An 8,053-nucleotide genomic window follows, 5' to 3' on the forward strand; every position below is an offset into this window, starting at 1 on the left:
GGCTGCCGCCGGCCGGGACGCCTCCACCGCCGGCAGCTCGGCCGGCTGGCCGGCGCGGCGCCGGGCCGAGGTGCCGCGCCGGTAGCGCGGCGGCACGATCGCCTGCACCGCGACCGGCGCCTTGGGCCGGAACCACGGCAGCAGCAGCACCACGATGCCGATCAGGCAGAACCCGGCGCAGGTGAGCACCACGGTGCGTCCGGTGTTGGTGAACGAGAAGGCCACCGTGCCGAAGGCGATCAGCGCCGCCCAGAAGTACATGATCAGCACGGCCCGGCTGTGCGAGTGGCCGATCTCCAGCAGGCGGTGGTGCAGGTGCTGCTTGTCCGCGGCGAACGGCGAGCGGCCCGCCCAGGTGCGGCGCACCACGGCCAGCAGCAGGTCGGCCAGCGGCAGCGCGATCACCGCCAGCGGCAGCAGCAGCGGGATGTAGATCGGCACCAGGATGTGGGTGGTGGCCGTCTGCGAACCGCCGGTCTGCGCGGTGATCAGGTCGGGGTCGACCCGGCCGGTCACCGAGATCGCGGCGACCGCGAGCATCAGGCCCAGCATCATCGAGCCGGAGTCGCCCATGAAGATCCGGGCCGGGTGCAGGTTGTGCGGCAGGAAGCCCAGGCACATGCCGATCAGCAGCGCGCTGAACAGCACCGCCGGCGCCGCCTCGCTGATCGAGTACCCGTACCAGAGCCGGTAGGAGTACAGGAAGAACGCCATCGCGGCGATGCACACCATGCCGCCGGCCAGGCCGTCCAGGCCGTCGATGAAGTTCACCGCGTTGACCATGACGACCACCAGGGCGACCGAGATCACCATGCCCAGGGTCGGGCTGAGCGCCACCGGGCCGACGCCGGGCACCGGGATCGAGATCACCGTGATGCCCTGGTAGACCATGACGCCGGCGGCGATCATCTGCCCGCCCAGCTTCACCAGCGCGTCGACGCCCCACTTGTCGTCCAGCACGCCGAGCACCCACATGATGCCGACGCCGGAGAGCAGCGCCTTGATGTCCGAGGAGTCCTGGTGGAAGACCTTGCCCAGGTTGTTCAGCTGGAAGGCGACCAGCAGGCCGGCGCAGAGACCGCCGAACATGGCGATGCCGCCCAGCCGCGGGGTCGGCTCGCGGTGCACGTCACGGGCCCGCACCGCCGGCATCGCACCCGCGATGATCGCGAACTTCCGGACCGGGCCGACCAGCAGGTAGGTGACGGCGGCCGTGCAGAAGACCACGAGCAGGTACTCACGCACCGACGGCCTCCAGACACACGCGCTGACGGGGACGTACGGGAGGGACTCCCGCACGGCTGAGGGGTGAGAGGTGCGTCGCCACGGTACACACCTTATTGAGTCGGACGAGCGGCGCGTGCACCGCGGTTCGCCCTGCCGGGGGCTTTCACCCCGATTTCACGCAGCCGCTCCGGTTCACCCAGCCGCTCCGGTTTCCCGCAACAGCTCGCGCACCCGCTGCCCGGCCGCGGCCGGTGCGGCCCCGCCGAGCACGCCGCCGATCAGCCGCCCGACCTCGGCGAGCTCCGCCGGCCCCAGGCCGAGCGCGGCCGCGGTGCCGGTGCCCAGCCGGATCCCGGAGGTTTCGGCCGCGGGTGCCGGGTCGAAGGGTACCGCGCACTTGCCGAGCATCAGGCCGGCCGCCGCGCACCGGCGCTCGGCCTGCGCACCGGTCAGGCCCAGCGGGGCCACGTCGGCGGTGACCAGGTGGGTGTCGGTGCCGCCGGTCAGCGGCCGGGCGCCGGCCAGCGCCAGCTCGTCCGCCAGGACGCGCGCGCCGTCCACCGCACGCTGCAGGTACGCGCCGAACTCCGGCGTGGCCGCCTGCGCGAACGCCACCGCCTTGGCCGCCACCTCGTTCATCGCCGCCCCGCCCTGGGTGAACGGGAAGACCGCCCGGTCCACCCGGTCGGCCAGCTCGCCGGTGCAGAGCAGCAGGCCGCCGCGCGGGCCGCGGAGCAGCTTGTGGGTGGCGGCGACCACCACGTCCGCGTAGGGCACCGGCGAGGGCGCCAGGCCCGCCGCCACCAGCCCGGTGACCTGGGCGGCCGCGGCCACCAGGTAGGCGTCCGCCTCGTCGGCGATCTCCCGGAAGGCCGCCCAGTCGGGGTGCCGCGGGTAGGAGATGGCCCCCGCGATGATCGCCTTGGGGCGGTGCGCCCGGGCCAGCTCCCGGACCTGGTCCAGGTCGATCCGGCCGTCCTCCTCGCGCACCCCGTAACCGATCACGTCGAACCAGCGCCCGGAGAAGTTGGCCCGCGAGCCGCAGGAGAGGTGCCCGCCGTGCTCCAGGGAGAGCGCCAGCACCGTGTCGCCCGGCCGCAGCAGCGCCGCGAAGGCCGCCAGCATCGCCGAAGTCCCGGACCGCGGCTGGACGTTGGCGTGTTCGGCGGCGAACAGGGTGCGGGCCCGGGCGACCGCGAGCAGCTCGGTGCTGTCCGCGACGGCGCAGCCGGTGTGGTGGCGGTGGCCCGGATAGCCCTCGGCGTACTTGTCGACCAGCGGGCCGGCCAGCGCGGCCAGCACGGCCTCGGTGGCGAGGTTCTCCCCCGCCAGCAGCTGCAGGCTGGTGGCCCGCCGCTCGGCCTCCGCCGAGAGCAGGTCGGCCAGTTCGGGATCGGTCGCGCTCAGCGCCGCGGGCGGCTCCCAGCGGTGCTCGGTGGTGCGGCCGTGCGCGGCATCGGTGAGGGTCATGGCGGCGCTCCGGGGCCGTTCGGGCGGTGGCATCCAGCCTAGGACCGGAAGGAGCCCGGGGCCTGATGACGCGGGCCGGGTACGCCCGTCAGGGCGGTCACCACCGGGTCGACCGCGTCGAATATCTCCTCGACGCAGTTGCGGAACATGCCCAGCGGGGCGCCGTAGGGGTCGCCCACCTCGTCCGCCGCGGGATCGGCCGCCAGCCGCCAGCCGCGCAGCGCGGCGGCCGCCCGGACCAGCGCCCGGGCCCGCTCGGTGACCTCGGCGTCGGTGCCGGCGCGGGGCAGGCTGGCCGGGTCTATCGAGCGGATCAGCCGGGTGAACTCCTTGAGCGTGAAGGTCCGCAGGCCCGCCGCGTGCCCCATGGAGATCACCTGGGCGCGGTGGTCCAGGGTGAAGGTGAGCACCAGGTCGGCCTCCACCACGTGCTCGTCCAGCAGCTCGCGCCCGGCGAAGTTGCCGCTGTCCACGCCGTACTCGCCCAGCACGGTGGCCGCGTGCGCCTCCATCGGCGCCCCCTCGTGGCCCCAGGTGCCGGCGCTCTCCACCACGATCCGGCCGGCCGCCCGCTCGTTCAGCCGGGTGTCCAGCTCATGCCGGGTGAGCCGCTCGGCGATCGGCGAGCGGCAGACGTTCCCGGTGCAGACGAAGAGGATCCGGAAGACCGCGGCGGAGCCGCTGAGCTCGCCGCTGCCGGGTCTGGGGGCGGCCACCAGGTACCTGGGCGGCCGGTCGTGGAGCGAGGCCGTCAACTGCCGGCCTCCAGGTCGGGGACGACCTCCCTCAGCTGCTCGACGCTGACCGCACCGGCCCGCAGCAACACCGGCACCTTGCCGGTGACGTCCACGATGGTGGAGGCCAGGCCGTGCTCGGCGGTGCCGCCGTCCAGGTAGACCGAGACCGCGTCGCCCAGCTGGGCCTCGGCCTCCGTGCAGTTCGCGGGAGCCGGCTGGCCGGACTTGTTGGCGCTGGAGACCGCCATCGGCCCGGTGGTGTTGAGCAGCTCGATGGCGACCGGGTGCAGCGGCATCCGGACCGCGACGGTGCCGCGGGTCTCGCCCAGGTCCCAGCGGAGCGAAGGCTGGTGCTTGGCCACCAGGGTCAGGCCGCCGGGCCAGAAGGCGTCCACCAGCTCCCAGGCCTTCTCCGAGAAGTCGGTGACCAGGCCGTGCAGCGTGGTCGGCGAGCCGACCAGCACCGGGGAGGGCATGTTGCGGCCCCGGCCCTTGGCGGCCAGCAGGGCGGCCACGGCCTCCGGGCTGAAGGCGTCCGCACCGATCCCGTAGACGGTGTCGGTCGGCAGCACGACCACCTCGCCGCGGCGGATCGCCGAGGCGGCCTCGCGCAGCCCGGTCGCACGGTCGCCTGCGTCGGCACAGTCGTAACGGCGGCTCATCGGAGCAGTCCCCTTCGAAGACGGTTGGAAGTCACAGCTGGCGTCCTACGCCCGAGCACGGCGCGCCGTGGTACGGCGCTGATGGTTCACGACCTCGCCCTTCGGGCTGTCGTACTGCATCGACGGTTCACGACCTCGCCCTTCGGGCTGTCGTGAAACGCGGCCGCCCGTTGAGGTCCCGGTGGTCGGCCGTGTCCGTCCAGCCGGCCTCCTCGTTGAAGATCCACGGCACCTGGCCGCCCTGGGTGTCGGCGTGCTCGATCACCACCACGCCGCCGGGCCGCAGCAGCCGCGCCGCCACCCGCTCGATGCCGCGGATGGTGTCCAGGCCGTCCTCGCCGGAGAAGAGCGACAGCTCCGGGTCGTGGTCCCGGGCCTCGGGGGCGACGTGCTCCCACTCGGTCAGCGGGATGTACGGCGGGTTGCTGATCACCAGGTCGAACCGCCCGTCCCAGGAGCGGTCGTCGGCGAAGGCCAGGGTGGCGTCACCGGCGTGCAGGGTGACCCGGTCGCGGTCGGGGCTGGCCTCGATGTTGCGCCGGGTGTACCGCAGCGCGCCCTCGTCCAGCTCGAAGGAGTGCACGATCGAGCGCGGCAGCTCCTGGGCCAGGGCCAGGGTGATCGCCCCGGAACCGGCGCACAGGTCGACCACCAGCGGCTCGGCCACGTCCATCGCGCGGACCGCCTCTATGGCCCACTCGACCACCGTCTCGGTCTCCGGCCGGGGCACGAAGACCCCGGGGCCGACCTCCAGCTCCAGGTAGCGGAAGAACGCGTGCCCGGTGATGTGCTGCAGCGGCTCGCGGGCCTCGCGGCGCGAGATCGCCTCCCAGTAGCGGGCGTCGAAGTCGGCGTCCGGCACGGTGTGCAGCTGGCTGCGCTTGACGTGGTGGATGTGCGCGGCGAGCTCCTCCGCGTCGAACCGCGGCGACGGCACGCCGGCCGCGGCCAACCGCTGGGTGGCCTGGGCCACCTCCGCGAGCAGCAGGTTCATCCGTCCGTACCCCTTGGTGGTGGTTACTGCTCTTGCGCCGCCGCGAGCTTCGCGGCGGCATCGGCGTCCACGGCGGACTGGATCAGCGCGTTCAGGTCGCCGTCGAGGACCTGGTCCAGGTTGTAGGCCTTGAAGCCGGTGCGGTGGTCCGAGATGCGGTTCTCCGGGAAGTTGTACGTCCGGATCCGCTCGGAGCGGTCGACCGTGCGGACCTGGCTGCGCCGCGCGTCGGAGGCCTCCTGCTCGGCCGCCTCCTGCGCGGCGGCCAGCAGCCGCGAGCGCAGGATCCGCATCGCCTGCTCCTTGTTCTGCAGCTGGCTCTTCTCGTTCTGGCAGGACGCCACGATACCGGTCGGCAGGTGGGTGATCCGGACCGCCGAGTCGGTGGTGTTGACCGACTGGCCGCCCGGGCCGGAGGAGCGGTAGACGTCGATCCGCAGGTCGTTGGTGTTGATCTCGACCTCGACCTCCTCGGCCTCCGGGGTGACCAGCACACCGGCCGCGGAGGTGTGGATCCGGCCCTGCGACTCGGTGGCGGGGACCCGCTGCACCCGGTGCACGCCGCCCTCGTACTTCAGCCGGGCCCAGACGCCCTGGCCGGGCTCGGGCTGCTGGCTGCCCTTGGTCTTCACGGCGACCGAGACGTCCTTGTAGCCGCCGAGGTCGGACTCGTTGGCGTCGATGATCTCGGTCTTCCAGCCGACCCGCTCCGCGAACCGCAGGTACATCCGCAGCAGGTCGCCGGCGAACAGCGCGGACTCCTCGCCGCCCTCGCCCGCCTTGACCTCGAGGATGACGTCCTTGTCGTCGTTGGGGTCGCGCGGCACCAGCAGCAGCCGCAGCTCCTCGGTCAGCTCGCCCTGCCGCTTCTCGGCGGCCTTGGCCTCGGCCAGGAACTCCGGCTCCTCGGCGGCCAGCTCACGGGCCGCCTCGATGTCCTCGCCCGCCTGCTTCCAGGCCCGGTAGGTCCGGGTGATCGGGGTCAGCTCGGCGTACCGCTTGGCGAGCTTGCGCGCGTTCGCCTGGTCGGCGTGCACCGACGGGTCGGCCAGCCTCATCTCGAGGGCGGCGTGCTCGACGAGGAGCTCTTCGACTGCCTCGAACATGGGGTTCGGCCTACTTTCCCGATCGATGGGGTGGAGGGGTGCGGAGCCCGGTCCGCGGGGAGACGCGAACGGCGCCGGCCCGGACGCCCCCGCACGAGTGCGGGGACGCCAGAGACCGGCGCCGCGGGAGCGCTAGGCCTTCGCGCTGTGCTGCTTGCCGAAGCGGGCCTCGAAGCGGGCCACGCGGCCACCGGTGTCGAGGATCTTCTGCTTGCCGGTGTAGAACGGGTGGCACTGCGAGCACACCTCGGCGCGGATGACGCCGGAGGTCTCGGTGGACCGGGTGGTGAACTCGTTGCCACAGGTGCAGGTCACCGAGGTGACCACGTACTCGGGGTGGACGTCGCGCTTCAAGGGATCTCCTAGGTATCGGGAGGGTGCCGGGTCGGCGGCGGGAGCCGCTCGTGAACCGGGACCGACGGACCAGTGTGCCAGCACTGGCCGCTTCTTCCCAAACCGGAGCCGCCCGGTGGTTATTCCGCAGCTCAGGAGGGAACGGCCGGCGGGCGCTGATCGGCGCGCAGCGCGGCCCACAGCTGCCCGGCCGCCGGCTCCCGCGGCACCACCCGGTTCGGGTCGCCCGGCGCGGGCAGCAGCGGCATGGTCACCATGGTCAGCTGGTCGGGGCCGATCCCCTTGAGCGCCTCGCCCAGCCCGGTCAGCGCGCTCACCGAGGCCAGCTGGGTGTCGGTGGTGACGGCGCCGGTCAGCGTGTTGCCGATCTCGAAGAGCCGGGCCGGGTTGCCGAACACCCCGATCGAGCCGACCTGGCGCACGATCGACTTCACCATCTGCTTCTGCAGCTCGATCCGGCCCAGGTCGCTGCCGTCCCCCACGCCGTGCCGGGTCCGGACGAAGGCCAGCGCCTGGTCGCCGCCCAGGTGGTGGGTGCCGGCCGGCAGGTCCAGCCCGCTGTCCTTGTCCCGGATGTCCACCGAGGTGGTCACGTCCACCCCGCCGATCGCGTCGATCACCTTGGCGAAGCCGGTGAAGTCGATCTCGACGAAGTGGTTCATCCGCAGCCCGGTCAGCTGCTCGGTGGTCTTCACCGCGCAGGCCGCGCCGCCGACCTGGAAGGCGCTGTTGTACATCGCGGCCGCCCGGGCCGGCACCGCGGTGCCGGCCGGCGCCCGGCAGGCGGGGCGGTCCACCAGGGTGTCCCGCGGGATGGAGACGACGGTGGCGCTCGAGCGGCTCCGGTCGACGTGCACCACCATCGCGGTGTCCGAGCGGGCGGTGCCGTCGGTGTCGCCGCCGGCCAGCGCGCCGTTGGCCCCGGCGCGCGAGTCCGAGCCGAGCACCAGCAGGTTGAAGGCGCCGCCGGGCGGGGCCGAGGGCCGGGCGGCGCCGAGCTGGGAGTCGATGTCCACGCTGCGGATGTTCGAGTTCCACTTCCAGTACGCGTAGCCGGCCGTGCCGGCCCCGGCCACAACCAGGCCCGCCGCCGCGATCGCCGCGGCCCGCAGCGCCCGGGCCCGACGGCTGCGGACCCGGCGGTGGCCGCCCCGGCGGCCCGTGCGGCCCTGCTCGTCCTCGACCATCGGCCCCGCTCCTCGCTTCGGCCCCGCTCCTCGCTTCGTCCGGTCACCCCGACCGACCTTTTGAGGATAGATGAGACATATAAGAGCGTTATGTCCGTTTTACCCGGTCGACTGCCGGCGGAGGGGTCGCGGAACGGCCTCTGAGGGGGGTTATAAATTTTTTTTTTCTCCCTCACGTCGTTCTCCCCAAAGGCGCCCCCCCCCCCCCCCCCCCCCCCCCCCCCCCCCCCCCCCCCCCCCCCCCCCCCCCCCCCCCCCCCCCCCCCCCCCCCCCCCCCCCCCCCCCCCCCCCCCCCCCCCCCCCCCCCCCCCCCCC

Annotated in this window: 8 protein-coding genes; all 8 read right to left on the reverse strand. The window is 73.4% G+C overall.

Going from position 1 to position 8,053, the window contains the following annotated elements; all coding sequences use genetic code 11:
- Positions 1–1,245, reverse strand: a 1,245-nt coding sequence (locus tag ACQRUO_RS37370; RefSeq protein WP_428320634.1) for an MraY family glycosyltransferase, incomplete at its 3' end; no start/stop codon positions are given.
- Positions 1,246–1,419: 174 nt separating this feature from the next.
- Positions 1,420–2,697, reverse strand: a complete 1,278-nt coding sequence (glyA, locus tag ACQRUO_RS37375; protein WP_428320635.1) for a serine hydroxymethyltransferase — start codon at positions 2,695–2,697, stop codon at positions 1,420–1,422.
- A 38-nt stretch (positions 2,698–2,735) separates the two neighbouring features.
- Positions 2,736–3,416, reverse strand: coding sequence for a protein-tyrosine-phosphatase (locus ACQRUO_RS37380; protein ID WP_428320640.1), 681 nt, complete (start codon positions 3,414–3,416; stop codon positions 2,736–2,738).
- 32 nt (positions 3,417–3,448) lie between these two features.
- Complete coding sequence (locus ACQRUO_RS37385; protein ID WP_428320636.1) at positions 3,449–4,096, reverse strand: L-threonylcarbamoyladenylate synthase; 648 nt, start codon at positions 4,094–4,096, stop codon at positions 3,449–3,451.
- A gap of 127 nt (positions 4,097–4,223) precedes the next feature.
- Positions 4,224–5,090 carry a peptide chain release factor N(5)-glutamine methyltransferase gene (gene prmC, locus ACQRUO_RS37390; RefSeq protein WP_428320637.1) on the reverse strand — a complete coding sequence of 289 codons (867 nt, stop codon included), beginning with the start codon at positions 5,088–5,090 and terminating at the stop codon, positions 4,224–4,226.
- Between the two features lie 23 nt (positions 5,091–5,113).
- Positions 5,114–6,196, reverse strand: a complete 1,083-nt coding sequence (prfA, locus tag ACQRUO_RS37395) for a peptide chain release factor 1 (RefSeq protein WP_428320638.1) — start codon at positions 6,194–6,196, stop codon at positions 5,114–5,116.
- Between the two features lie 132 nt (positions 6,197–6,328).
- The gene (gene rpmE, locus ACQRUO_RS37400) at positions 6,329–6,550 is read right to left on the reverse strand and encodes a 50S ribosomal protein L31 (RefSeq protein ID WP_230049590.1); all 222 of its coding nucleotides are present in this window, start codon (positions 6,548–6,550) and stop codon (positions 6,329–6,331) included.
- Positions 6,551–6,681: 131 nt separating this feature from the next.
- Complete coding sequence (locus tag ACQRUO_RS37405; RefSeq protein ID WP_428320639.1) at positions 6,682–7,737, reverse strand: LCP family protein; 1,056 nt, start codon at positions 7,735–7,737, stop codon at positions 6,682–6,684.
- Positions 7,738–8,053: the final 316 nt, after the last annotated feature.

This window comes from Kitasatospora sp. LaBMicrA B282, from assembly GCF_050325825.1.
GTDB lineage: Bacteria > Actinomycetota > Actinomycetes > Streptomycetales > Streptomycetaceae > Kitasatospora.